General features: G+C 67.7%; 19 protein-coding genes and 1 pseudogene. 10 read left to right on the top strand and 10 right to left on the bottom strand.

Translation table 11 applies throughout. The annotated features are described in order from the left end of the window. Positions 1-59 precede the first annotated feature (59 nt). From ilvD to K309_RS0121265, 3 genes are all read left to right on the top strand, one after another. A complete protein-coding gene (gene ilvD / locus K309_RS0121275; protein WP_029048298.1) occupies positions 60-1,919 on the top strand; it encodes a dihydroxy-acid dehydratase in 1,860 nt (619 codons plus the stop codon). 212 nt (positions 1,920-2,131) lie between these two features. Further along, complete coding sequence (locus K309_RS0121270; protein ID WP_029048297.1) at positions 2,132-3,184, top strand: alpha/beta fold hydrolase; 1,053 nt, start codon at positions 2,132-2,134, stop codon at positions 3,182-3,184. Between the two features lie 103 nt (positions 3,185-3,287). Continuing rightward, complete coding sequence (locus K309_RS0121265) at positions 3,288-3,704, top strand: DUF3574 domain-containing protein (protein ID WP_029048296.1); 417 nt, start codon at positions 3,288-3,290, stop codon at positions 3,702-3,704. Here the strand turns inward: K309_RS0121265 and K309_RS0121260 are convergent. Continuing rightward, the gene (locus tag K309_RS0121260) at positions 3,701-4,123 is read right to left on the bottom strand and encodes an NUDIX hydrolase (RefSeq protein WP_029048295.1); all 423 of its coding nucleotides are present in this window, start codon (positions 4,121-4,123) and stop codon (positions 3,701-3,703) included. The two genes, K309_RS0121265 and K309_RS0121260, sit on opposite strands and share 4 nt — an antisense overlap. 273 nt (positions 4,124-4,396) lie before the next feature. Between K309_RS0121260 and K309_RS43030 the strand changes: the two genes are divergently transcribed. Then, positions 4,397-4,669, top strand: a complete 273-nt coding sequence (locus K309_RS43030; RefSeq protein ID WP_232232446.1) for a hypothetical protein — start codon at positions 4,397-4,399, stop codon at positions 4,667-4,669. A gap of 29 nt (positions 4,670-4,698) precedes the next feature. On the opposite strand, the gene K309_RS0121250 is transcribed toward K309_RS43030, so the two are convergent. After that, the gene (locus K309_RS0121250) at positions 4,699-5,124 is read right to left on the bottom strand and encodes a YybH family protein (RefSeq protein WP_035878044.1); all 426 of its coding nucleotides are present in this window, start codon (positions 5,122-5,124) and stop codon (positions 4,699-4,701) included. A gap of 447 nt (positions 5,125-5,571) precedes the next feature. Here K309_RS0121250 and K309_RS0121245 point away from each other — a divergent pair, with 447 nt between their 5' ends. Next, the gene (locus tag K309_RS0121245; RefSeq protein ID WP_232232445.1) at positions 5,572-6,144 is read left to right on the top strand and encodes an AraC family transcriptional regulator; all 573 of its coding nucleotides are present in this window, start codon (positions 5,572-5,574) and stop codon (positions 6,142-6,144) included. A gap of 351 nt (positions 6,145-6,495) precedes the next feature. Next, positions 6,496-7,398 (top strand): LysR family transcriptional regulator, encoded by a 903-nt coding sequence (locus K309_RS0121240; RefSeq protein WP_029048291.1) that lies wholly within the window; start codon positions 6,496-6,498, stop codon positions 7,396-7,398. Positions 7,399-7,421: 23 nt separating this feature from the next. Here the strand turns inward: K309_RS0121240 and K309_RS0121235 are convergent, their stop codons facing one another. The 7 genes and pseudogenes from K309_RS0121235 to K309_RS37010 all read right to left on the bottom strand — a co-directional run bounded on the left by K309_RS0121235 (position 7,422) and on the right by K309_RS37010 (position 15,893). Continuing rightward, on the bottom strand, positions 7,422-8,954 hold the full coding sequence (locus K309_RS0121235; RefSeq protein ID WP_029048290.1) for a class I adenylate-forming enzyme family protein: 1,533 nt from the start codon (positions 8,952-8,954) through the stop codon (positions 7,422-7,424). A gap of 131 nt (positions 8,955-9,085) precedes the next feature. Next, a complete protein-coding gene (locus K309_RS37015) occupies positions 9,086-9,715 on the bottom strand; it encodes a hypothetical protein (RefSeq protein WP_064737459.1) in 630 nt (209 codons plus the stop codon). A gap of 29 nt (positions 9,716-9,744) precedes the next feature. Continuing rightward, positions 9,745-11,043, bottom strand: coding sequence for a CaiB/BaiF CoA transferase family protein (locus K309_RS0121225; RefSeq protein WP_029048289.1), 1,299 nt, complete (start codon positions 11,041-11,043; stop codon positions 9,745-9,747). A 76-nt stretch (positions 11,044-11,119) separates the two neighbouring features. Then, on the bottom strand, positions 11,120-12,277 hold the full coding sequence (locus tag K309_RS0121220; RefSeq protein ID WP_029048288.1) for an acyl-CoA dehydrogenase family protein: 1,158 nt from the start codon (positions 12,275-12,277) through the stop codon (positions 11,120-11,122). Between the two features lie 135 nt (positions 12,278-12,412). Further along, positions 12,413-13,621 carry an acetyl-CoA C-acetyltransferase gene (locus tag K309_RS0121215; RefSeq protein WP_029048287.1) on the bottom strand — a complete coding sequence of 403 codons (1,209 nt, stop codon included), beginning with the start codon at positions 13,619-13,621 and terminating at the stop codon, positions 12,413-12,415. Positions 13,622-13,667: 46 nt separating this feature from the next. Continuing rightward, entirely contained in the window at positions 13,668-14,984 is a 1,317-nt protein-coding gene (locus K309_RS0121210) for an acetyl-CoA hydrolase/transferase family protein (protein ID WP_051320539.1), read from the bottom strand. Between the two features lie 14 nt (positions 14,985-14,998). Next, positions 14,999-15,893: pseudogene (locus tag K309_RS37010) on the bottom strand (MaoC/PaaZ C-terminal domain-containing protein). A gap of 286 nt (positions 15,894-16,179) precedes the next feature. Here K309_RS37010 and K309_RS0121200 point away from each other — a divergent pair. Beyond that, positions 16,180-17,346 carry an acyl-CoA dehydrogenase family protein gene (locus tag K309_RS0121200; protein ID WP_029048285.1) on the top strand — a complete coding sequence of 389 codons (1,167 nt, stop codon included), beginning with the start codon at positions 16,180-16,182 and terminating at the stop codon, positions 17,344-17,346. A gap of 438 nt (positions 17,347-17,784) precedes the next feature. Here the strand turns inward: K309_RS0121200 and K309_RS0121195 are convergent, their stop codons facing one another. Continuing rightward, positions 17,785-18,531, bottom strand: coding sequence for an IclR family transcriptional regulator (locus tag K309_RS0121195; RefSeq protein ID WP_029048284.1), 747 nt, complete (start codon positions 18,529-18,531; stop codon positions 17,785-17,787). Positions 18,532-18,673: 142 nt separating this feature from the next. On the opposite strand from K309_RS0121195, the gene K309_RS0121190 reads away from it, so the two are divergent. Genes K309_RS0121190 through K309_RS0121180 form a run of 3 tightly spaced genes read left to right on the top strand, consistent with a single transcriptional unit; the run spans position 18,674 to position 22,365 of the window. Further along, the gene (locus tag K309_RS0121190) at positions 18,674-20,293 is read left to right on the top strand and encodes an acyl-CoA carboxylase subunit beta (protein WP_029048283.1); all 1,620 of its coding nucleotides are present in this window, start codon (positions 18,674-18,676) and stop codon (positions 20,291-20,293) included. A 50-nt stretch (positions 20,294-20,343) separates the two neighbouring features. Beyond that, positions 20,344-21,504, top strand: coding sequence for an acyl-CoA dehydrogenase family protein (locus K309_RS0121185; RefSeq protein ID WP_029048282.1), 1,161 nt, complete (start codon positions 20,344-20,346; stop codon positions 21,502-21,504). A 15-nt stretch (positions 21,505-21,519) separates the two neighbouring features. Next, entirely contained in the window at positions 21,520-22,365 is an 846-nt protein-coding gene (locus K309_RS0121180) for an enoyl-CoA hydratase/isomerase family protein (protein WP_029048281.1), read from the top strand. Positions 22,366-22,495: the final 130 nt, after the last annotated feature.

Raw genomic sequence — 22,495 nt, 5'->3', positions numbered from 1 at the left:
GCGCAAGGCCGTTCATCCCGTGGCCCGCAACCTTTCTGGCGACATTCCTTAGCAAAACAATGCCCACATACCGTTCCAAAACCTCCACCGCCGGCCGCAACATGGCGGGGGCCCGCTCGCTGTGGCGTGCCACCGGCATGAAAGACGAAGATTTCAACAAGCCCATCATCGCGGTGGTCAATTCGTTCACCCAGTTCGTGCCCGGGCACGTGCACCTGAAAGACCTGGGCCAGCTGGTCGCGCGCGAGATCGAGGCGGCCGGCGGCGTGGCCAAGGAATTCAACACCATCGCGGTCGATGACGGCATCGCCATGGGCCACGACGGCATGCTGTACTCGCTGCCCAGCCGCGACATCATCGCCGACTCGGTGGAGTACATGGTCAACGCGCACTGCGCCGACGCCATGGTGTGCATCTCCAATTGCGACAAGATCACCCCGGGCATGCTGATGGCCGCGATGCGCCTCAACATCCCGGTGATCTTCGTCTCCGGCGGCCCGATGGAAGCCGGCAAGACGCGCCTGGCCAACCCGGTCACCAAGGCCGTCGAGTTCAAGAAGCTCGACCTGGTCGACGCCATGGTGATCGCCGCCGACAGCGCCTACTCCGACGCCGACGTGGCCGAGGTGGAGCGCTCCGCATGCCCGACCTGCGGCTCGTGCTCGGGCATGTTCACGGCCAACTCCATGAACTGCCTGACCGAGGCGCTGGGCCTGTCGCTGCCGGGCAATGGCACGGTGGTGGCGACCCACGCCGACCGCGAACAACTGTTCAAGCGCGCCGGCAGCCGTATCGTGGAACTGGCACGCCAGTACTACGAGCAGGAAGACGCGCGCGTGCTGCCGCGCTCGGTGGGCTTCAAGGCGTTCGAGAATGCCATGACGCTGGATATCGCCATGGGCGGCTCGACCAACACCATCCTGCACCTGCTGGCGATCGCCCAGGAGGCCGGCATCGACTTCACCATGGACGACATCGACCGCCTCTCGCGCGTCGTGCCGCAGCTGTGCAAGGTCGCGCCCAATACCAACAAGTACCACATCGAAGACGTGCACCGCGCCGGCGGCATCATGGCGATCCTGGGCGAACTGGAGCGCGCCGGCAGGCTGCATACCGACGTGCCGACGGTCCACGCCCCGTCGCTCAAGGACGCGCTGGAGCAGTGGGATATCGGCCGCACGCGGGACGAAGCGGTCCGCCATTTCTACATGGCCGGCCCCGCCGGCATCCCGACGCAGGTGGCGTTCAGCCAGAACACCCGCTGGCCGAGCCTGGACCTGGACCGTGCGGAGGGTTGCATCCGTTCCTATGAGCATGCTTTCTCGAAGGAAGGCGGCCTGGCCGTGCTGCGCGGCAACATCGCGCTCGACGGCTGCGTGGTGAAGACCGCCGGCGTGGACGAGAGCATCCTGGTGTTCGAGGGCACGGCGCATGTCACCGAGTCGCAGGACGAGGCGGTCGAGAACATCCTGAACGACAAGGTCAAGGCCGGCGACGTGGTGATCGTGCGCTACGAAGGCCCCAAGGGCGGCCCCGGCATGCAGGAAATGCTGTACCCGACCAGCTACATCAAGTCCAAGGGCCTGGGCAAGGCGTGCGCGCTGCTGACCGACGGCCGCTTCTCGGGCGGCACCTCGGGCCTGTCGATCGGCCACTGCTCGCCCGAGGCAGCAGCCGGCGGCGCGATCGGCCTGGTGCGCGACGGCGACAGGATCCGCATCGACATTCCCAACCGCACCATCGACGTGCTGGTGTCCGACGAGGAGCTGGCGCGCCGCCGCGAAGAGCAGGACGCCCGGGGCTGGAAGCCGGTCAAGGCGCGTCCGCGCAAGGTGTCGGCCGCGCTGAAGGCCTACGCCAAGCTGGTCATGTCGGCCGACAAGGGCGCCGTGCGCGACCTGTCGCTGCTGGACGACTGACGTCGCCGCGGATTTCGCGCCAGTGAGACGGGCCGCTCTTCGGAGCGGCTTTTTTTCGGCCTGTTTCTTTTCTTCGGCCTGTTTTTGTATCGGCGTATCTGGCATCCGCACCCGGATACACAGCGATACAAGACGGCGGGGTGCCCGACACATTGCGCTTGCGAGCGCCTCCTAGACTGGTGCCTGGTTCGATCACCCGATAGGAGAGAAGGATGTCAAACACCATCGACCTGCCGCGCCGCGGCTTCTTCGGTGCTGCCGCGCTGACGCTCGCCGCCGCGCACGCCGGCCTGGCACAAGCCGCCCGTCCCGAGGCCGGCCTAGCCAAGACCGCGCCGTTGCCGTCGACCACGCCAGGCACCCATACGAAGTTCGCGGCGCTCCGCCAGGTCAATGCCGGCGTGCTCAACGTCGGCTATGCCGAAGCCGGGCCGGCCGACGGGCCCGTCGCGCTGCTGCTGCACGGCTGGCCGTATGACATCCACAGCTTCGTCGACGTGGCGCCGTTGCTGGCGGCACGCGGCTATCGCGTGATCATTCCCTATCTGCGCGGCTTCGGTTCGACTACCTTCCTGTCGTCCGCCACGATGCGCAACGGACAGCCATCGGCCATCGCGGCCGACATGATCGCGCTGATGGATGCGCTGCGCATCCCGACCGCCGTGGTCGCCGGCTTCGACTGGGGCGCGCGCACCGCCGATATCACGGCGGTGCTGTGGCCGGACCGTTGCCGGGCACTGGTCTCGGTCAGCGGCTACCTGATCGGCAACCAGGCCGCCGGCAAGAAGCCGCTGCCGCCCGAGGCAGAGCTGCAATGGTGGTACCACTTCTATTTCGCCACCGACCGTGGCCAGGCCGGCTACCAGCAATACACGCACCAGTTCGCCAAACTGATCTGGAAACTGGCGTCGCCGAAGTGGGAGTTCGACGATGCGACCTTCCATCGCAGCGCCGTCGCGTTCGACAATCCCGACCACGTGGCGATCACCATCCACAACTACCGCTGGCGACAGGGCCTCGCCGCCGGCGAGTCGCGCTTCGACGAGTTCGAAAAACGCCTTGCCACCGCGCCGACGATCAGCGTGCCCACCATCACCATCGAAGCCGACGCGAACGGCGCGCCGCACCCGGCGCCCAGTTCGTATGCGAGCAAGTTCACCGGGCGCTATGAGCACCGCCAGCTGAGCGGCAAGATCGGCCACAACCCGCCGCAAGAGGCGCCGGTGGCGTTTGCGCAGGCGGTATTGGACGTCGACAGCCGCTGATGCCCGAGGCGATGCCGGAAAGCTCGCGGCTGCGGCATCCTTGACCGTTTACGCGGGCCGGAGGCTGCACTAATCTGCACGGATGCGGATTCGCTGCTCGCCTTTGTCTCGTGCCGGGAATGCCATCGTCATCGCGCTGGCGCTGGCATTCGCGCTGTCGGGTTGCGCTACCTCGCCGGCTCCCGCATGCGCGGCCGGAGAACAAGCCGCAATCGCCGAACTGATCTACTTCGGCATGGAAAAGCCCGGCGGAACGGTGTCCGAGGCGGAATGGGACGCCTTTGTGCAAGGCTCCGTGGCATCGCGCTTCCCGGACGGCTTTACGGTCTGGCCGGCGTCCGGCCAATGGCGCGGCGCGGACGGGAAGGCCGTCAGGGAAGCCACGCGCGTGCTCAGCCTGGTGCATGCCCCCGACCAACGCAGCGAGGCGGCGGCACGCGCCATCGCCAGCGAGTACAAGGTCCGCTTCCGGCAGGAAGCGGTGCTCAGGGTGCGCAGCCACGCCTGTATGTCGTTCTAGGACTTTCCTGTCCGTGCCAGCCGCATCCCGATGGTGGACAGCGCGTCCTTGTACAACGAATGCCACTGATCCGAGGGCGCCTCCCGCAAGGGATGCCAGAAGAACCTGAACACGTGGCCGTCATCATCGGCCGTGCGATGCTCCCAGGTGTCCGGCAGCGGCTGCGATGGCTCGCAGAGATGCAGCGACCATACCTGTTGTTCGTCACCGGATTCCCACAACCCCAGGTCGGCAGTCACCACGCCAGAAATGCCGGACTCCTCGCGCAACTCGCGCACGGCGGCATCTGCCGGAGGTTCACCCGGCTCGATCGTGCCTTTGACGATCTGGAATCCGGAGAGGGGGTGCTCGAACGACAGGATCTCGAGACCGTTCTGCGTGCGTCTCAAAACAATCGGACAGGCTTTGGTCGGCTTCATCTGGAAATCCTTGTAGAGAATTCGTGCGAACTGCAGCAGCCCTCGCGGTTGCGCTGTTCCGGTTGGACCGCGGGAAGATGGGAAGAATCCGGGCCTTCAGTGGCCTCGCAGGCACCGCGCCTGCCGGATCACGCAGCGCCGTTCGATGGCCATTGTTCGATCGATCGATACAGCGCCGGCTGGTCAGGGCATCGGCATTGTTGTTCATGCAACTGTAACAAGCCACCGGTAACGTAGCGTCCGTCCATCACCGGATACCAAAGGGCGGGCGTGGTGGCGCAGCTGACCATCAAGCTCGTCAACACGCTGCGTGCCAGGGCAAACGGCGGCCCACTGCTGCCGGCGGGCCTGGCGCTGAACGTGAATTTCCCGAATGCCCCGACCGCGGCCACGCCGTTCGCCTTCTCGCGGCATGGCACTATGCCGCCACCGACGGCAGCCGTTTCCTTGCGCTCGCCGACGCGGACGACATACGCGCCCGCCGCGTTCCGCCTGCTGGCGGATGACGGCAGCCGCGTGGTCGACCTGTGGGCCTATCGCGACTGACCGCACAACCCGGCGGTATGGCACGCCGCCTATCCGATCGGCGGCGCGTCCGGCGTCGGCGAAAAGTGGTGCTGAAGGATCTGCCACACGCCCGCGCGCCTGACCAGCACCCAGGTGGTGCGCAGTTGCGAGGCCGTCTCGCGGCCATCCGCCAGCACAAAGCGAAGGTCGGCATGTCCTTGCGCCAGCAGTGTGGCGGCATCAAGCGCCACCACGCTTTGACCGGACAGGGCCATCGATGCCGAGCGCAGCGTTTCCGCATAAGAGGCAAAGTACGCCAGGATCTCATCCCGGCCCACGGCATGGCCGGGGCGGCCGCCGAAGAACAGCGCTTCGGGGGCGTACAGCGCCGCCAGCGCAGGGGCATCCCACTGCTGTGCCGCGGCGTTCCAGCGGCGCGCTACGTCCTGCAACGCGGCCTGCGGGTTCATGCTGGCAGAAAGATCATCAGTCATGGTGGCTATGCATTCCTGTAAAGCGTCGTTTCAATGTACGGGACACCAGGGCCAGAACCGCCGACAACAGCATTGCTGCGTAGATCCGGGTCTTCATGCATCTCCTCCGTAGTGGTCTTGTGTGGGCGGAGTCTGGAGATGCCGCGCGGGCGCGTCAAAGCGCATACCGCAACTGTGCCGTGCAATGAAAAATCCCGCTGGCGCCATTTCAAAGTACGGCACAAGCCGGCCATGCCGGTTGACTGCCACCGGTCCTGCGGCCTTCATCCTGAGGGCTTGTGTCGCCGGGCTCCGCAGTCAGTCCCGCAGCATCTGGGAGCGGGCTATGTCATGGCGGCGAACGGGGCGTTCGGAAATTGCAGAGGCAGGAATTCTCGCGGGCGGCGATGATAGTCATCGTCACAGACCGCCTTCCGGGCCATCATGCGCGTCCATCTGCAATCCCCCATGCATATCAGCCTGCAGCGGCTGCTGCTGGCATTCCCGCTGTCGGTCGCGGCCACGCAGGGGCGGGTGGTGGTCAGGCGGCGCGGCTACGAACGCGTGCTGCTGCCCGGCCAGGAGATTGCGGTGGCAGCGTTCGAAGCCGTCGACATGCACCTCGACGGCAGCGGCGCGCAGCCCGCCGCATGCCATCTCGAACTGCACGGCGTGATGCCCGCGGCGGCGCAGGCAGCGCTGCATCACCGCATCTGCAAGCGGGTATTCCTGCAACCGCAATACGCCTGGAGCGCCGCGTTCATCGCCGAACGGCTCGACATGTCCACGGCGCAGGTGCGCCGCACGCTGTTCGCGCAAGGCACCGCGCTGACCGACCTGTGCCGGACGCAGCGGCTGATGCGCGTCCTGTTCGAAACCATGTCGGGGCACGTGGCGACGGCCGACCTGGCGCGCTTTGCCGGCTGGCCCGCCAATAGCGACCTTCACTGTGCTTTCTATGACCGCTTTGGCCTGTCCATGGATGCGGCGCGCCGTCTCGCGCTGCACCGCGCCCCGGAAAGGCAGCGTTCGGTAGCGTGAGCCGCGCGTCGCGCGTTTTCCGCGCCGCATTTCCCCGCCGAGGCGGGCCGGCATTTTCGAAGCACGGAACACCGCGGGGGCCTGCGTTGACTGGCAGGCGCGCGGCGGCCACGATCGTTTCCAGCATGGCAGTGAAGTCAACATGGAAACGCACAAGATGTCCAAGGTGCATGAAGGCATCCACGTCCTCGATTCCGCGCCCTCAAGGGATTTCCAGCCATATTTGCCGGCCCTGCGGACAAGCCACCGACGCTGGGCGATATTCGCCCCGGCGGTGCGGCATTCGCACCGGCATCGTGTACGGGCGCCACCATTGCGCGATAATCCCGTAATACGCTAGGGAACGATGTGATGCGCTTTGATCTGGTCGATCTGAAACTGTTTACGCATATTGCCGAGGCCCAGAGCCTGACCGGCGGCGCGCAGCGTTCCCACCTGTCGCTGGCCGCGGCCAGTACCCGCATCAAGAACCTGGAGGAGTACGTCGGGGTCAAGCTGCTGAGCCGCAGCAGCCAGGGCGTGAAGGTCACCGGGGCCGGCGAAACCTTGCTGGCCCACGCGCGCCGCGTGATCCGCCAGCTGGAGCAGCTCAGCGGCGATTTGCAGGAGTACGTGGCCGGCGTGAAGGGCCATGTGCGCGTCTTTGCCAACACCACGGCGATGAGCGAGTTCCTGCCCGCGGTGCTGCGCACCTACCTGGTCAACAATCCCGACGTGACCATCGACATGCAGGAGCGGCTCAGCCCGGACATCGTGCGTGCGGTGCAGGAGGGGATGGTCGATATCGGCATCATCGCCGGCAATGTGCGCACCGAAGGACTCGAGGTCATGCCCTACCGGCGCGACCGGCTGGTGCTTGCCACGGCACTCAGCCATCCGCTGGCCGAGCGCGACACCGTGGATTTCATCGATACGCTCGACTACGACTTTATCGGCCTGCCGGAAGCCAGCGCCATCCACAACTTCCTCAAGCGTGCCGCGGCAGACCTGCAGCGCGAGCTGCGCTGGCGGGTCCAGGTCAGCAATTTCGAGACTGCCTGCCGCATGATCGAGGCCAATGTCGGTCTCGGCGTGCTGCCCGAAAGCACGGCCGCGCGGCACGCCGGCACGATGGCGCTGCGCATCGTCCAGCTCAACGACGAATGGGCCGAGCGCAAGCTGCAGGTGTGCGTGGCGGATGTCGGCGCGTTGCCGCTGTTCGCACGCAAGCTGGTCGACCTTCTGGTCGAGGACGGCCTCGGGCGGCAGGACTGATCGCTCCCGCGCCGCCGCTACCGCTACTTCTGCTGCGACACCATCTGCTTGAGCTGGTGCTTGAGCAGCTTGCCGCTGGCCGTGGTCGGGATGCTGGCGACGCGCAGGATCTTCTCCGGGCGCTTGTACGGCGACAGGCGGTCGACCAGGTATTCGTGCAGCGCCTGCGCATCGAACTTCTCGCCGTCCTTGATCTCGACAAAGGCAATCACTTGCTCGTTGCCATCCGCGGCCGGCTGGCCTACCACGGCCGACACGCGCACCGACGGATGCGTGTTGATTACCGATTCGACCTCGATCGGATAGACGTTGAAACCCGAGTGGATGATCAGGTCCTTGGTGCGGCCCACGATGAACAGCGCGCCGTCTGGCCCCAGCCGGCCCAGGTCGCCGGTATTGAGCCAGCCGCCGGGACGCAGCGCCTCGGCGGTCAGTCCCGGTGCGCGGTAATAGCCGCGCATGACTCCGGGGCCCCTGACCCACAGCTCGCCGGGCTCGCCGGCCGGCACCGGCTGGCTGTCGGCCCCGACCACCTGCAGTTCGGCGCCTTCGACGATCTCGCCCGCCGAGCAATCGCCGCGCGGCCGGTCCATGCGCGTGACGAACAGCGAGCCCGCGTACTCGGTCATGCCATAGCCATGGTGCAGCGGCTGGCCGAACATCGCCTCGACTTCCTGCTTGAGCGTCGGGTCGAGCGGCCCGCCGCCGGTGTACAGGTAGCGCAGCCTGGGTGACGGCGCCAGCGGCACGCCGCTGGCGCGCACATGCGCGAGGATGCGGCTGAACATGGTCGGCACGCCCTGCAGCAGCGTGATTGCCCCTTGCCGGATCGCCGCGGTGACGTCCGCCGCGTTGAAGCGCGCGCTCAGGTAAAGGCTGGCGCCGGCCTGGAAGGTCGAAACCAGCAGCGTGCCCAGCCCGAAGACATGCGACATCGGCATGACAGCGTAGGCGCAGTCATCCGGCTGCATGCGGCGCGATGCCACCGTGACGCGGGCAAAGTGCAGCAGGCCGCGGTGCGTCACCATCACGCCCTTGGGCTGCCCGGTGGTGCCGGAGGTATAGATCAGTGCAGCGACCTCGCGTGCCAGGGCTTCCGGCTCGCGTTCGCTGGCACTGTCGGCGGCGCTGGCCATCAGCGGGCCGAGGCCGGCCGGCGCGATTTCACGGGCACGGTAGCGCACGCCGTGCCGCAGCGCGTCGGGCGATGCGGCGTGGGTAAACAGCATCAGGCGCGGCTGGCAGTGCGAGCGGATCACCTCGAGCTCGCGCTCCGACAGGCGCGCGTTGACCACCACCGGCCATGCGCCCAGTTCAGACAAGGCGAACACCAGCGTGATCACGGCGAGGCAGTTCTCGGCCACGACCAGCACCCGGTCGCCGGTGCCGACCCCCTGCGCCTGCAGCCAGGTCTGGGCGTCCCCGATGCCCTGCCACAGCTGCCCGAAGTTCACGATGCGGCCATCTTCGAAGACGGCTGCGCGGTCAGGGGCCTCGGTGGCCCAGTGGCGGGGGATGTCGCTGATCCGTTGGAAAGTAGCTCGGTCCGGGGGCATCGCGCGGAAAGTCCTTGTGCGGGGTAGAAAGCCGTCCGGCAGGCCGGACGACGCCAGTGTATGTGCGCGGCTGGTGCGCTGCAATCGCGGATCGGCAAAGGCCGCTTTCGAGCTTGCCGAAAGCGCGCGTATCAGGCCAGCTGCTGTTCCAGCCACTGCGGCACGAACGCCGCGGCGCGCATGGCAGCTGGCGGCCGCCGGGCACCGGACCGCGCCAGCGCATGCAGCGACAGGCCGAACCAGTCGTAGAACGCGGCTTCGAGGTCGCTCCCCGGCGACCAGCCGATGCGGCGCTTCAGTGTCTCGGTGCCGGGGTTGTCATGCAACACCTCGAACAAGGCCCGCATCAGCCGCTGCGTGCGGCACAGCTCGGTCAGCGCTGCGCCTTCCGAGAACAGCGTGCGCCGGACCTGCGTGGGCGAGGCGCGCAGCAGGTCGGCGATAAAGGCCGCGCTCCATGTGTGCTGCGGCTGCATGAACACGCGCTGCGACAGGCGGTGGTGCAGCGACGCACCGGGCGCGCCGCCCGGCCGCAGCCGCATTTCGAGGCTGCAGCAGGCCGGCTGCATCGCGCCGCCGTCGAGGTACAGGTCGACCGTTTCGAACGGCGCCACCACCAGGGGCTGGCCGGGTACGACCACGCGCTCGAAGCCGCGGCGCCGCACCAGGGTCTTGCCTTGCGTCGCGGCGATCACCAGCGGGAACGCCGGCAGCAGCCGCGACACATGCGTATGCGAGAAAGGCTGGAGTTCGATGCGCATGGTCTTCCGGCAGGCTCCGCGGTATCGACTTACACCACGCCTTTGGAGCGCAGCGCGTCCACCTGCTCCGCGTCGAGCTTCAGGTAGTCGCGCAGCACTTCCTCGGTGTGCTGGCCCAGCGCCGGCGGGGCATAGCGCAGCGTGGGCGGGGTCTCCGACAGGCGCAGCGGGCTGGCGGCGGTCACTACCCGGTTGACGCTCTGGCCGGCGGGCGGCTGCGCGCCCGGATAGCGCGACTGTTCGATGCGCAGGCCGCGTGACTGCACATGCGGATCGCCATACGCCTGGGCGATATTGTTGATCGGGCCGCACGGCACCGAATTGGCTTCGAGCAGCGCGACCCATTCGGCGGTGGTGCGCGTGCGCGTCAGTTCCATCATCATCGCGATCAGCACCTTGCGATTGTTGACACGGCCGGTGTTGGTGGCATAGCGCTCGTCGCGTGCCCAGTCCACGCCCGCGGCCTCGCAGAAGCGCGCGAACTGGCCATCGTTGCCGATTGCCAGCAGCATGTTGCCGTCGGCGGTGGGGAAGTCCTGGTAGGGCACCACGCTAGGGTGGATATTGCCCTGGCGGCGGGGCACGTCCTCGGCATTGAGGAAGCCCGCGCCCTGGTTGGCCAGCACCGCCATCGCCACGTCCAGCAGCGCGATGTCGATATGCTGGCCGCGGCCGGTATAGTGGCGTGCTTCCAGCGCGCTCAGGATCGCGGTGGTCGCGTACATGCCGGTAAACAGATCGATCACCGCGACGCCCACCTTCATCGGGCCGCCGCCGGGTTCGCTGTCGGCATGGCCGGTGATGCTCATCAGGCCGCTCATGGCCTGGATCAGCAGGTCATAGCCGGGGCGGGCGGCATACGGGCCGGTATGGCCGAAGCCCGTCACCGAGCAATAGACCAGGCGCGGATTGATCGCGCTCAGGCTCGCGTAGTCCAGCCCATAGCGCTTGAGGCCGCCGGTCTTGAAGTTCTCCACCACGACATCGCTGTGGCGGGCCAGTTCGCGGATCAGCGCCTGGCCTTCGGGCTTCGACATGTCCACGGTAACGGAGCGCTTGTTGCGGTTGGCCGCGGTGAAATAGCTGGCCTGCCGCGTGGGCACGCCATCCTCGCCTGACAGGAACGGAGGGCCCCAGTGGCGGGTATCGTCGCCTTCGCCGGGCTTTTCGATCTTGATGACGTCGGCGCCCATGTCCGCCAGGTTCTGGGTGGACCACGGCCCGGCCAGCACGCGCGACAGGTCGAGCACGCGCAGGTGGCTCAGCGCGCCCGTGCGCGGCGAAGGGGGCGGCAGGTCGGGAAGGGAATTGGCGGCGGAATCGGTCATGGATTTCGTGGCGGTTGCTTCTTGGCTGCCCGTCCCGCGGGACAGGCAGCATGGGGGCATCTCGGCGGCTCGGCCCTCAGGCGCCGCGCGCCTCGCGGATCATGTTGCGGGCGATGATGACCTGCTGGATCTGCGTGGTGCCTTCATACAGGCGGAACAGGCGCACGTCGCGATAGAAGCGTTCGATGCCGAACTCGGAAATATAGCCGGAACCGCCGAGAATCTGAACCGCGCGGTCGGCCACGCGGCCCACCATCTCGGTGGCGAACATCTTGCAGCAAGAGGCTTCGGTGGAAACGTTCCTGCCCTCGTCGCGGCGGCGCGCGGCGTCGATCACCATGCATTCGGCGGCGTAGAGTTCGGCCTGGCTGTCGGCCAGCATGGCCTGGATCAGCTGGAACTCGCAGATCGGCTGGCCGAACTGCTGGCGCTCCAGCGCGTAGTTGAGCGCGTCGCGCAGCACGCGTTTGGCCACGCCAACGCTGACCGCCGAGATGTGGAGCCGGCCCTTGTCCAGCACCTTCATCGCGGTCTTGAAGCCCTGGCCTTCCTTCAGGCCGATCAGGTTGGCCGCCGGCACGCGCACGTTCTCGAAGATCACGTCGCAGGTATGCGCGCCTTTCTGGCCCATCTTGAGGTCGCGCTTGCCGAAGCTGATGCCCGGCGTCTTTGCGTCGACGATGAAGGCCGAGACCCCGGCCGATCCCTTGATGTCCGGATTGGTCCGGGCCATCAACGTAAACATTCCGGCCTGCGGCGCGTTGGTGATAAAGCGCTTGGTGCCGTTGACCACGTAGTGGTCGCCGTCCCTGATGGCGGTGGTGCGCAGCGAGCCCGCATCCGAGCCGGCATCCGGCTCGGTCAGCGCGAACGAGGCCAGGATCTCGCCGGTGGCAAGGCGCGGCAGCCACGCCTGCTGCTGCTCGGGCGTGCCGTCCATCAGGATGCCCTGTGAGCCGATGCCGACGGTGGTGCCCAGCAGCGAGCGGAACGCCGGCGAGGTCTGGCACAGCTCCATGACCACGCGGGCTTCTTCCTCCATGGTCAGTTCCAGGCCGCCGAAGCGCTCGGGGATGGTCATGCCGAACAGGCCCATCTCGCGCATGTCCTGCACGATGTCCTGCGGGATCTCATCGGTTTCGGCAACCAGTGCCTCGGCGGGCACCAGGCGCTCGCGCACGAAGCGCCGCACGCTGTCGAGCAGGGCTTCCAGGGTGTCGCTGTCGCGGATCATTTCGAGTTTTCCTCAGTATTTGCCACCGTCGGTCTGCCACCGTCGTTCCCGCGCAGGCGGGAACCCAGTGACGTTGCAAGACACTGGATCCCGGCCCGCGCAGGGATGGCGGTTCGACGACGGTGCAGGTGACGATCAGCAGCGCTCGAACACCGCGGCGATCCCCTGGCCGCCGCCGATGCACATGGTTTCCAGGCCATAGCGGCCGCCACGGCGCTGCAGTTCGTTCAGCAGTGTCGCCAGGATGCGCACGCCGGTGGCGCCGATCGGGTGGCCCAGCGAGATGCCCGAGCCGTTGACGTTGAGCTTCTGCTCGATCGCGTCCTGGTCCTTCCATTCCCAGCCCTTCAGCACGGCCAGCACCTGGCAGGCAAAGGCTTCGTTCAGCTCCACCAGGTCCATCTGGTCCAGCGTCAGGTTCAGGCGCTTGAGCAGCTTCTTCACCGCCGGCACCGGGCCGATGCCCATGTGCGAAGGCTCGCAGCCCGCCGCGGCCCAGCCCACCAGCGTTGCCATCGGGGTCAGGCCAAGCTCTGCCAGCTTGTCTTCGGCCACGATCAGGCAGGCGGCCGAGGCATCGTTCTGCTGGCTGGCGTTGCCGGCGGTGACGGTGCCGTTGGGCATCAGCGCGCGCAGCTTGCCCAGGCTCTCCATCGAGGTGCCGGGACGGAAGCCCTCGTCACGCGCGAAGGTGACCGGGTCGCCCTTGCGCTGCGGCACCTGCACCGGCACGATCTCGGCGTCGAAGCGGCCGGATTCCCACGCCGCCGCGGCGCGTTCGTGGCTGCGCACCGAGAAGGCATCGGCCTGCTCGCGCGTAATGCCGTAGTCGCGCGCCAGGTTCTCGGCGGTCTCGATCATCCCGGAGATCTTGCCGAAGCGCTCGACCGGCTGCGAACGCTCGCGGCCGCGGTCGAGGCGGTCGTAGAACTTCACGTTGCCCGAGCGCGAGCCCCAGCGCATGTCGGTGGTGTAGTACTCGATATTGCTCATGCTCTCGACGCCGCCGGCGATGACCACGTCGGCCGCACCGCTCTGCACCATCATCGAGGCCGTGACGATGGCCTGCAGGCCGCCGCCGCAGCGGCGGTCGAGCTGCATGCCCGGCACTTCGACCGGCAATCCGGCCTGCAGCGCGGCCCAGCGGCCCACGCAGGGCACTTCGCTGTTGGCGTAGGACTGCGCAAAGACCACGTCATCGATGCGGGCGGGATCGATACCGCTGCGTTCGACCACGGCGCGCACGGTGGTGGCGGCCAGTTCCTCGACGGACACGGGGCGCAGGCTGCCGCCGAAGGTGCCGACGGGAGTACGGAGGGGGGTGACGATTGCGGCTCGGCGCATGGAAGTCTCCTTGGAAATTCTGTCAGGTAGCGAAGCAGGCGCCCGGTCAGGCCGTGCCCGCGGTGGCAACAAAAACCGCGCCGCACTGGCGCAGCAGGGCGTGGGCCTGGCGCTCCAGGTCCTCGCGGTGTTCGGGGGCGGCGATGTCCAGCATGCGGCGCACGCGCTGCGACAGGGTCTGGCCGCGCAGGTCGGCGACGCCGTGTTCGGTGACGATCAGGCCGGCATCCGAGCGCGGCGTACTGACCGGGCCGGACAACTGCGCCACGATGCGGCTCGCGCCCTTGGCGGTCGCGGGCAGGGCGACGATGGGCAGGCCACCGCGGCTGCGCGCGGCGCCGCGCAGGAAATCCACCGCGCCGCCAACCGCGCCGACATAGACGCCCGCCGCCACTTCGGCATTCACCTGCCCGGTCAGGTCGACCTCGATCGCCGAATTGATCGCCGTGAGCTTGTCGATGCTGGCCAGCACCTCGGGGTGATGCGTGTAGCTGGTCTCGCGCAGCTGCAGCGTTGGATTGCGGTGGGCCCAGCGCCGCAGGCGCTCGCTGCCCATCAGGATGCCGCCGATGCCGATGCCGGTATCGATGCTCTTGCGCGCGTTGGTCAGCACGCCGGCCTCGGCCAGCGCGGCAATGCCGTCACCGACCGCGCCGCTGTGCAGGCCCAGGTCGCGGCGGTCGTGCAGCGCGGCCACCACGGCCTCCGGCAGGTTGCCGATGCCCATCTGCAGCGTGGCGCCATCCTCGACCCGGCCGGCGATATGGCGGGCGATCGCCTGTTCCGCCGGGCCGGGGGCGCCGCGGTCCAGGCTGATCGGCGCATGCACGGCATCGACCAGCAGGTCGATCTGGTCGGCGGTGAGGTGGCGGCTGCCATAGGTCCATGGCACCTCCGGGTTCACCTCGGCGATGATCACGCGGGCCCGGTCGAGCGCCGCGGGAATGTACTCATGCACCAGGCCCATGCTGTAGCGGCCTTCCTCGTCGGGCGGCGACACCTGCACCAGCACCACGTCGGCGCGCAGCGCTCCCTGGCGGATCAGGCCGGGCAGGTGCGAGTAGTGGCTGGGCACGATGTCCAGCACGCCAGCCTTGGCGAGCTGGCGGTGCGGGCCGCTGGCGGCATAGCCGAAGAAATCGATCACGTCGGCCTGCGCCGGCTGCAGCGTGTCGGACTGGCCGATGCCGACAAACACGCTCAGCCGCCCGCCGCGGGCGAGCGCATGGCGATGCTCGACCAGCGCGCGCGTCAGCGTCAGCGGTTCGGCGGTGGCCTGGCCCCACCAGATATGGTCGCCGGGTTGCAGCAGTGCCTGCAGCGCCGAGGCCAGTTCGTTGTTATCCACGGTTGCGGGATGCATGGGATGGCGCGGGATCAGGCGATCTCGGCCCAGCCGTGGCTGAGCACTACCTTGTCGCGTTCGGCGACGCGGGCGCGCACCTGGAAGTGGCTGGGATTGTCCGGCGTGCGCCAGATCTCGGTGACCAGCGTTTCACCGGGGAACACCGGCGCGGTGAAGCGGATATCCAGCGCGCGCAGGCGTGCCGGATCGCGGTCCGCGCACTGGCGCACCAGTGCATGCGCGACCAGCCCGTAGCTGGCGAGGCCGTGCAGGATCGGACGCTCGAAGCCCGCCGCCTTCGCGACGGCCGGGTCGGCATGCAGCGGGTTGAAGTCGCCCATCAGGCGATACAGCAGCGCGGCTTCGGGGCGGATTGCCTGTGTGTCGGTGAAGTCCGGCGCGCGGTCTTCGGGGGTCGGGCGCAGCGCGGGCAACGGATCGTCGCTGGGCTGGCCGCCGTCGCGCTGGCTGTAGCCGCCGTCGCCGCGCAGGAAACTGACCTGCTGCACCGTCGCCAGCAGCTCGCCGTCCGCCGTTTCGAGGCGGCGTTCGGTCACCATGATCGCGCCCTTGCCTTCACCCTTGTCGGTCAGGTGCGTGATGCGGTTATGGCCGACAATGTCGGCGCTGGCCGGCAGCGGACGGGTGCAGGCGCATGCGCTGCTCGCCGTGCAGGAGCCTGACCCAGTCGATGCCGGTATCGGCCTCGCGCGCCCAGAAGCCGGGATAGCCCAGCACCACCGCCTGCGAGGGCAACGTGCGCAGCCCGCCCGCGGCACCCTCGAACACGAAGGGCAGGGCGGCCGCGTCCAGCGGATCATTGCCCAGCCCCAGGCTGAGTGCGTACAGCATGGTGTCGCGCTCGGTATAGCGTTGGCGTACGGGGGCGAACGGTCGCTGCTTGAGGTGCTGGTAGCTCACTGCCATGTGCGGGTTCCTAGGTCTTCATCAGGAGATAGCCGTGAGGATGTGGCCAAAGTGGGTTTTGCGCTATTTGACAATGCCAATGGCCGGCTTTGGCGATTGCGAAAACGGCACCTCCAGGGCTCCGGATGCCGGCCTTAAGCGCCGTGGAAGGCGCGCTTTCGCAATGGCTGATTGCCCGGGGTGGCGATCGCAGCGACTATTGCGGCCAAGACAGCCTCGGTCGCCATGGGCCACCCCGTGGGACCGAAGCGCCGCAAACTCCGTCAGCCCAAGCCAACGACGCGCCATGATCGAACAGACCCAATCGAACAACTACCAAGAAATCCGCGATGCCGTGCGCGCGCTTTGCGCCGAATTCCCGGATGAGTACTTCCGCAAAGTCGACGAGCAGCGCGCCTACCCGGAGGCCTTCGTCAACGCACTGACCGCGGCAGGCTGGCTGGCCGCGCTGATCCCGCAGGAATACGGCGGTTCCGGCCTGGGCCTGACCGAAGCCTCGGTGATCATGGAGGAGATCAACCGCAGCGGCGGCAACTCCGGCGCCTGCCACGGCCAGATGTACAACATGGGCACGCTGCTGCGCCACGGCTCCCAGGCACAGAAGGAAAAGTACCTGCCGAAGATCGCCTCGGGCGAGTGGCGCCTGCAGTCGATGGGCGTGACCGAACCCACCACCGGCACCGACACCACCAAGATCAAGACCTCGGCGGTCAAGAAGGACGGCCGCTACGTGGTCAACGGCCAGAAGGTGTGGATCAGCCGCGTGCAGCACAGCGACTTCATGATCCTGCTGGCGCGCACCACCGCGCTGGCCGACGTGAAGAAGAAGAGCGAAGGCATGTCCATCTTCATGGTGGACCTGCACGAAGCGCAGAAGAAGGGCCTGACCGTGCGGCCGATCCCGAACATGGTCAACCACGAGACCAACGAGCTGTTCTTCGAAGACCTGGAAATCCCCGAGGAAAACCTGATCGGCGAAGAAGGCAAGGGCTTCAAGTACATCCTCGACGGCCTCAACGCCGAGCGCACGCTGATCGCCGCCGAATGCATCGGCGACGGCTACTGGTTCATGGACCGCGTCACCAAGTACGTCAGCGAGCGCGAGGTCTTCGGCCGCCCGATCGGCCAGAACCAGGGCGTGCAGTTCCCGATCGCCGAGTCCTTCATCGAGCTGGAAGCCGCCAACCTGATGCGCTGGAAGGCCTGCGAGCTGTTCGACAAGCACGAGCCGATGGGCGCGCAGGCCAACATGGCCAAGTACCTGGCGGCCAAGGCCAGCTGGGAAGCTGGCAACGCCTGCCTGCAGTTCCACGGCGGCTTCGGCTTTGCCTGCGAATACGACGTCGAGCGCAAGTTCCGCGAGACGCGCCTGTACCAGGTCGCGCCGATCTCGACCAACCTGATCTACTCGTACGTCGCGGAACACATCCTCGGCCTGCCGCGCTCGTTCTGAGCGGGCAGGGCGGCAATCGATGCCGCTTCGGGCCGGCGCGCTTGTGCGCCGGCTTTTTGCATTCCGGCGCGGAGTGCTCGACGGGCTGCACCCCGCGGGAAACTTCCTGGTTCACCCGCCCGCGAAAAAAAAAGACCACGCTCCGACATCGGGGCGTGGCCAGAATGCCGACCCTCCCTCTGGCCGGCGGGGGAATTTATTGTTCTGGCACCAGGACAGATTTCGCCCTCCAATGAAGGCGGCTTGGCCCGGCCGATGCCAGGGCGGCGGGCGCGTCTTGCGTATCTCTGTTCGCGTCACCATTGAACGCTGTCGAGGTGGTGCGTCTCTGTGCGGCCCCTGACAAAGGCGCGACAAGAAAAAGAAACGCGAGGTGCGCCGCCGTTCAGTCCGCCAGCAGGCCATGCATGGCCGGGGGCTTGCGCGACCGCCGCCGTCTTACCCCTGCTGCGCGAACATCGTCACGATGATCCCGCCCATCTCATGCCGGCGCGCGGCGGACATCCGCGACGCAGTCGAGACGATGCTGATGGCCGCATCCGCGCCCATCGCCAGTGGCAGGGCGTAGCCCACGCCGGCCACGCCCTCCGCACCCGCGAGCGCGTAGCCAAGCTTGCGGCTGCGCTCGACGCCGCGCAACAGCTTGAGCAGGCTCAGGCCGCCCGCCTCGTACTCGGCGCGGTGCCGTTCGTAGTGCGCGCGGACGGCGTCATTGTCCATTTTGGCCAGCAGCGCCATGCTGCCGGTGCCCTGGCCCAGCAGGCGCGAGGTGCCCGTCAGCATGTGGAAGGTCTTGATGCGATGGCTGCCTTCCTCGGTATGCAGGCAATGGCCGTGGTCGCCTATGCGCACGATCAGGAAAACCGCGTCGCCGGTCAGGCGCGCCAGTGCCTTCATCTTGGTGACGAGGGCGCTGTTGGGCGGCGGCCGGTTCATCGCACGCAGCCCGAGCGCCATCGCCGCGGTGCCGAGGTGATAGCGCTTGCCAGCCGATTCGCGCTCGATATACGCGCCGGCTTCCAGAAAGCGCGCCATGCGGTGCGCGGTGGTGCGGTCGATACCGGCCAACGTGGCCAGGTCTGGCAGCGCCAGCCCGGCGTCATGGTGTTCGGCCAGCAGTTGCAGCAGGGTGAAGGCGCGCGCCAGGCTCTGGACGCCGCCGGGGGCGGAGGATTTGGTGGGCATGGCCGGATGTGTCGGCGGAGCGCCGGAAGACACTCCCTGGGTGGGCAACTTGTGCACATTATGCACAATCTGAGTGATTGCGGTTGTCGCGAGGGGCGCCGTGGTTTGCAATCCATCCATCACGGAACCACACGCACGCGCCATGATCCCCATCGAATCCCGCATTGACCCGTCCTCCGACGCTTTCGCTAGCCAGCGCGCCGGCATGCAGGCACTGATCGACCGCCTGCACGGCCTGGAACAGCGCGCCGTGGCCGCTTCCGAGCGCTCCCGGCCGACCTTCGCCAGGCGCGGCGCGCTGCTGCCGCGCGAGCGCGTCGGCCGCCTGCTCGACCCGGGCGCGCCGTTCCTGCCGCTGTCCACCCTGGCGGGCTTCTGCATGGATGATCCCGACCCGGAGACTTCGGTGCCCGGCGGCTCGCTGGTGGCCGGCATCGGCTTCGTGTGCGGGGTGCGCTGCATGGTGCTCGCCACCGATTCCGGCATCGATGCCGGCGCCATGACCGAAGCCGGCAACATGAAGCTGGTGCGCTGCCAGGAAATCGCGCTGGAAAACCGGCTGCCCTTCATCCACCTGGTGGAGTCGGCCGGCGCCAACCTGCGCAAGTACCGCGTCGACAAGTTCGTGCGCGGCGGCGCGATCTTCTACAACCTGGCGCGGCTGTCGGCGGCCGGGCTGCCGGTGATCACGGTGGTACACGGCTCGTCCACGGCCGGCGGTGCCTACATGCCCGGCCTGTCCGACTATGTGGTGATGGTGCGCAACCGCGCCCGCGCCTTCCTGGCCGGTCCGCCGCTGCTGAAGGCCGCCACCGGCGAGATCGCCACCGACGAGGAACTGGGCGGCGCCGACCTGCACGCCACTACTACTGGCCTGGCTGAATACCTTGCAGAAGACGACGAGCACGCCATTGCCACTGCCCGCGACATCGTCGCCAGCCTGGACTGGCCCAGGGTGGAACACCAGCCGGCGCAGCCCGCGCGAGCGCCACGGCTCGAGGCGTCGGAACTCGACGGCGTCATGACGCTGGACATGAAGCGCCCGGTCGACATGCGCGAGGTCATCGCACGCATCGTCGACGATTCGGCGTGGCTGCCGTTCAAGCCCGACTACGGCCCCGGCACCGTGTGCGGCCATGCCCGCATCGAAGGCAACACCGTGGGCTTTATCACCAACAACGGCCCCATCGACCCGGCCGGCGCCACCAAGGCCGCGCAGTTCATCCAGCTGTGCAACCAGTCCGGCACGCCGATCGTCTTCCTGCAGAACACCACCGGCTTTATCGTCGGGCGCGCCTCGGAAGAGGCCGGCATGATCAAGCACGGCTCCAAGATGATCCAGGCGCTGTCCAACTCAAGGGTGCCGCAGGTTACGCTGTACTGTGGCGCCTCGTTCGGCGCGGGCAACTTCGGCATGTGCGGGCGGGGCTTCAAGCCGCGTTTCTGCTTCTCGTGGCCAAACGCGCGCACCGCGGTGATGGGCGGCGAGCAGGCCGCCATGACGCTGGAGATCGTGGCGCGCCAGCAGGCGGCGCGCAAGGGCAAGCCGGTTGACGAGGCGCAACTGGCCGGCCAGACCGCCGAGATCGTCGCCAACTTCGAGCGCCAGGCGAGCGCCTTCGTCACCAGCGGTTTGTTGCTGGACGACGGCGTGATCGATCCGCGCGACACCCGCGCCGTGCTGGCCTTTGTGCTGGCCACCGCGCGCGAGGCGGCGTTGCGCCAGCCGCATGCCATCCAGTTCGGCGTCGGGCGCTTCTGAGCGCCGCCGCTCCCAGACAGACAGAACGCAACGAAATCCAGGAGACCAGCATGCTTTACACCGAAGACCACCGCAACATCATGGACAGCATCCGCCGCTTCGTTTCGGCGGAAATCGATCCCTTCGTCGATGAATGGGAAGCCGCAGAGATCTTCCCGGCGCATGAGCTGTTCAAGAAGATGGGCAACCTCGGCTTCCTCGGCATCACCAAGCCGGTGGAGTATGGCGGCATGGGGCTCGATTTCTCCTACGCCGTCGCCGCCGCCGAGGCGCTAGGGTATGCGCGCGCACAAGGCGTCGGCATGGGCGTGGGCGTGCAGACCGACATGGCGACGCCGGCGCTGACCGCGTTCGGCTCCGACGAACTGAAGCGCAACTACCTGGCGCCTGCCATCGCCGGCGACATGGTGTGCTCGATCGGCGTGTCCGAGGCGGGCGCCGGCTCCGACGTGGCATCGCTCAAGACCCGTGCGGTGCGCGATGGCGACGACTATGTCATCTCCGGCTCCAAGATGTGGATTACCAACGGCACCCAGTCGGACTGGATCTGCCTGCTGTGCAACACCTCCGACGGGCCCGCGCACAAGAACAAATCGCTGATCGTGGTGCCGATCAAGGAAGACGGCAAGCGCGTGCGCGGCGTGGAAGTGCAGAAGATCAGGAAGTTCGGCATGTGGTGCTCGGACACCGCGCAGATCTTCTTCGACGAAGTGCGCGTGCCGGTACGCAACCGCATCGGCGAGGAGGGCATGGGCTTTATCTACCAGATGAAGCAGTTCCAGGAAGAGCGGCTGAACGGCGCGGCGCGCCGGCTCGCCTGCACCGCGCTGATCGAGGAAACCGCCGGGTACCTGCGCCAGCGCATCGCCTTCGGCAAGCCGCTGCTGGACAACCAGTTCATCCAGTTCAAGCTGGCCGAGCTGAAGACCGAGATGGAGGCGCTGCGCGCGCTGGTCTACCTGGCCACGCAGACCTATATCGCCGGCGGCGACGTGGTCGAGCTGGCGTCGATGGCCAAGCTCAAGGCCGGGCGCCTGTCGCGCGAGGTGGCCGACTGGTGCATGCAGTTCCAGGGCGGCATGGGCTACACCTGGGACAACCATGCCTCGCGCGCCTACCGCGACTTCCGGCTGGGCTCGATCGGTGGCGGCGCGGACGAAGTGATGCTGCAGGTCATCGCCAAGCAGATGGGCCTGATGTCACGCGGCTGACAGGCAGGAAGCGCCATGACCGAACCAACGCAAACCGAACCCGTGATCGTGCGCCGCGCCGGCGGCGTGCTGTTCGCCACTCTGAACATCCCGGCCACGCGCAATGCGCTGGCGCCCGAGGTCGTTGCCGCGCTGGCGGCGGCGGTCGAGCAGGCCGAGACCGACGCGGAGGTGCGCGCGCTGGTGCTGCGCGGCGCCGGCGGCATGTTCAGCGCCGGCGGCAACGTCGGCAACTTCCAGGCTCGGCTCGATGCCGATGCCAGCCGGGAAGACCCGGTCGCCACCCGCAACCGCCAGTTCGGCTATTTCATGCAGCGGCTGGGCGCGCTGCCGGTGCCGGTCATCGCCGCCGTCGACGGCGCCGCGATGGGCGGCGGCATGGGCCTGGCCTGCGCCGCCGACATCGTGCTGGCCACGCGGGACGCGCGCTTCGCGCTGTCGGAAACCACGCTCGGCATCATCGCCGCGCAGATCGCGCCGTTCGTGGTGCAGCGCATCGGCGCGGCTGCCACGCGCCGCCTGGGACTCACCGGCGAGCGCATCAGCGGCGAGGCCGCGGTGGCGATCGGGCTGGTCGACCAGCTCGCCGCCGACAGCGCCGAGCTGGACGCGCTGGTCGCCGAATGGCTGACGCGCATCGGCCGCTGCGGGCCCAATGCCAACCGCGTGTTCAAGACGCTGGTCAGCCGCTGCGGCCAGGAGCCGGCCGGGCCGCTGCTGGACGAAGCCTCGCGGCTGTTCGCCCAGTGCATGCGCGGCGAGGGCGCGGAGGGCGTGGCGGCCTTCCGCGAGAAGCGCGACGCGAGCTGGACGGCGCGCTTCGATGCCGATGCCGTGCGCGCCGCCCAGTCTTGTGAGTAGCGCCAGAACACAGCGATAACACCAAACCTGCCACCGTCACCCGCTCGGGCGGGAATCCAGCGTCTTCCAAAGCCACTGGGCCCCCGCCCACGTGCCCTTTGGGTATTCGCTGGGACGACGCGCAGAGGCC

It is taken from the genome of Cupriavidus phytohabitans (assembly GCF_000426345.1).
GTDB lineage: Bacteria > Pseudomonadota > Gammaproteobacteria > Burkholderiales > Burkholderiaceae > Cupriavidus.
This window is presented reverse-complemented; position numbering and strand designations above follow the sequence as displayed.

What these genes read in the sequence shown, in the direction of transcription:
- ilvD (WP_029048298.1), top strand. Translation starts at nt 60, where the DNA reads ATGCCCACATACCGTTCCAAAACCTCCACCGCCGGCCGCAACATGGCG.
- K309_RS0121270 (WP_029048297.1), top strand. Translation starts at nt 2,132, where the DNA reads ATGTCAAACACCATCGACCTGCCGCGCCGCGGCTTCTTCGGTGCTGCC.
- K309_RS0121260 (WP_029048295.1), bottom strand. Translation starts at nt 4,123, where the DNA reads ATGAAGCCGACCAAAGCCTGTCCGATTGTTTTGAGACGCACGCAGAAC.
- K309_RS0121250 (WP_035878044.1), bottom strand. Translation starts at nt 5,124, where the DNA reads ATGACTGATGATCTTTCTGCCAGCATGAACCCGCAGGCCGCGTTGCAG.
- K309_RS0121245 (WP_232232445.1), top strand. Translation starts at nt 5,572, where the DNA reads ATGCATATCAGCCTGCAGCGGCTGCTGCTGGCATTCCCGCTGTCGGTC.
- K309_RS0121240 (WP_029048291.1), top strand. Translation starts at nt 6,496, where the DNA reads ATGCGCTTTGATCTGGTCGATCTGAAACTGTTTACGCATATTGCCGAG.
- K309_RS0121235 (WP_029048290.1), bottom strand. Translation starts at nt 8,954, where the DNA reads ATGCCCCCGGACCGAGCTACTTTCCAACGGATCAGCGACATCCCCCGC.
- K309_RS37015 (WP_064737459.1), bottom strand. Translation starts at nt 9,715, where the DNA reads ATGCGCATCGAACTCCAGCCTTTCTCGCATACGCATGTGTCGCGGCTG.
- K309_RS0121225 (WP_029048289.1), bottom strand. Translation starts at nt 11,043, where the DNA reads ATGACCGATTCCGCCGCCAATTCCCTTCCCGACCTGCCGCCCCCTTCG.
- K309_RS0121220 (WP_029048288.1), bottom strand. Translation starts at nt 12,277, where the DNA reads ATGATCCGCGACAGCGACACCCTGGAAGCCCTGCTCGACAGCGTGCGG.
- K309_RS0121215 (WP_029048287.1), bottom strand. Translation starts at nt 13,621, where the DNA reads ATGCGCCGAGCCGCAATCGTCACCCCCCTCCGTACTCCCGTCGGCACC.
- K309_RS0121210 (WP_051320539.1), bottom strand. Translation starts at nt 14,984, where the DNA reads ATGCATCCCGCAACCGTGGATAACAACGAACTGGCCTCGGCGCTGCAG.
- K309_RS0121200 (WP_029048285.1), top strand. Translation starts at nt 16,180, where the DNA reads ATGATCGAACAGACCCAATCGAACAACTACCAAGAAATCCGCGATGCC.
- K309_RS0121195 (WP_029048284.1), bottom strand. Translation starts at nt 18,531, where the DNA reads ATGCCCACCAAATCCTCCGCCCCCGGCGGCGTCCAGAGCCTGGCGCGC.
- K309_RS0121190 (WP_029048283.1), top strand. Translation starts at nt 18,674, where the DNA reads ATGATCCCCATCGAATCCCGCATTGACCCGTCCTCCGACGCTTTCGCT.
- K309_RS0121185 (WP_029048282.1), top strand. Translation starts at nt 20,344, where the DNA reads ATGCTTTACACCGAAGACCACCGCAACATCATGGACAGCATCCGCCGC.
- K309_RS0121180 (WP_029048281.1), top strand. Translation starts at nt 21,520, where the DNA reads ATGACCGAACCAACGCAAACCGAACCCGTGATCGTGCGCCGCGCCGGC.